The organism is Mesorhizobium sp. M7A.F.Ca.CA.002.04.1.1 (assembly GCF_004022805.1).
Classification (GTDB): Bacteria; Pseudomonadota; Alphaproteobacteria; order Rhizobiales; family Rhizobiaceae; genus Mesorhizobium; species Mesorhizobium ciceri.
The window spans coordinates 1-1509 of sequence record NZ_RZPL01001012.1 but is presented as its reverse complement, the minus strand read 5'-3'; the positions used below and the strand labels follow the sequence as shown (position 1 = coordinate 1509).

Annotated in this window: 2 protein-coding genes and 1 pseudogene; all 3 read right to left on the bottom strand. The window is 65.2% G+C overall.

The genetic code is table 11. The features are described from left to right. On the bottom strand, window positions 1-234 hold a 234-nt coding region (locus ENZ75_RS31595; RefSeq protein ID WP_128278613.1), incomplete at its 3' end, for a hypothetical protein. A gap of 129 nt (window positions 235-363) precedes the next feature. Further along, on the bottom strand, window positions 364-786 hold the full coding sequence (locus ENZ75_RS31590) for a (deoxy)nucleoside triphosphate pyrophosphohydrolase (RefSeq protein WP_063169074.1): 423 nt from the start codon (window positions 784-786) through the stop codon (window positions 364-366). Next, window positions 779-1486, bottom strand: a pseudogene (locus ENZ75_RS31585) (GNAT family N-acetyltransferase); the annotation flags it as partial. The pseudogene ENZ75_RS31585 and the gene ENZ75_RS31590, both read right to left, overlap by 8 nt. Window positions 1487-1509: the final 23 nt, after the last annotated feature.

Sequence of the window (1509 nt, the reverse complement as noted above, 5' to 3'; positions counted from 1 at the left end):
CGTGTAGGTTTCGCGATGGCCGATCGAGCCTGTGGCCGCCATGTCGAGCCCGCCGAAACCGTCACGGGCCGACAGCGAGCGTGTCTGGCTGTCGAGGAAAGGGGTTGCGATCAGCGCCAGCGCCACCGCGGCCGAACCGAACAGAAGCGTTATGCGCAATATGCCCATGCCCGCATCGGCGGCGCGAAACCCCCGCTCGGGCCGGATCGAGTCCCAATCCCTGTCTAGGCTCATGCTATCGCTCCCCGGCAAATCGACCGCTCGGCCGCGAACGGCCATGCTTCAACTTTTCACGACGAGATAAATCTTCCATTAATGCTGGCTGATACAACGCCTCGGCCAGGAACCGGCCGGACGGGAGCCTCAGAGAAGATCGATGAGGAACGGGATCAGCGGCTCATCGGCCGGCGGCATCGGATAATCGCGCATCTGCTTCGGCCTTACCCATTTCAGCGCCTGCCCTTCCCTGGGCTGCGCGATACCGCGAAAGCGGCGGCAGATGAACAGCGGCATCAGCAGGTGGAAATCGTCGTAGGAATGGCTGGCGAAAGTGAGCGGCGCCAGGCACGGGATGTCGGTTTCGATGCCGATTTCCTCATGCAGTTCGCGAATGATGCATTGTTCGGGCGTCTCGCCCGGCTCGACCTTGCCGCCGGGAAACTCCCACAGCCCGGCAAGTTGCTTGCCCTGAGGCCGCTGCGCCAGAAGCACCCGGCCGTCGGCATCGACCAGCGCGCAGGCGGCGACCAGCAGCAGGCGCTTGCCGGCGGTCACGACATCATTCATGACCCGGCGGCCGCCGGTAGTGGTAGCGATAGACTTCCTCGAAGCCGAGCGAATGGTAGAGCGCCAGTGCCGGCACATTGTTGGCCTCGACCTGCAGCCAGGCTTCCCGTGCGCCCCGCAGCCGTGCCCATTTCAGTGCCGACAGGATCAGGTTGCGGCCGTGGCCCCTGTTGCGTGCCGACTTGTCGGTGGCGACCTCGAACAGGCCGGCGAGATCGCCGTCATGCACGCAGATCAGCGTCGCCAGCGCTTCTGATCCATCTTCGAGCGCGAACAGCCCGGCTTCGGGCTGGATGGCGCCGATGATCTCCGACAGGCCGGGGCGCAGCGAAACATCCGAACCGCTGACCTTGAGCGACGCGCCGATGAAGCGGCTGATGTCTTTCAGCGGGATCTGGTCCATGGCAGCGTCGAGTTGCGCATCGGCCAGCGGCAGCCGCATGACCAGCGACTCGTCGAACCGGCTCCATCCCTCACGGTCGAGATGACTGGCAAGATCGGGACCCGACAACGGCGACATGCGGAATGTCAGCGGCCTGCCATAGGCATCGAAACGGCGGCTGGCCCGGCCGATACGGTCGGCAATGTGCTGGATGTCGCCGGGATCGAGCGGATTGACCGAGTTCAGCCGCTTGGCCGGATGGCCGGCGGTCAGCCGCACCACCCAGGTGCCGTCATAGTGGACGGCGGCCGCCGGCCACTATGACGGCACCTGGGTGGTGC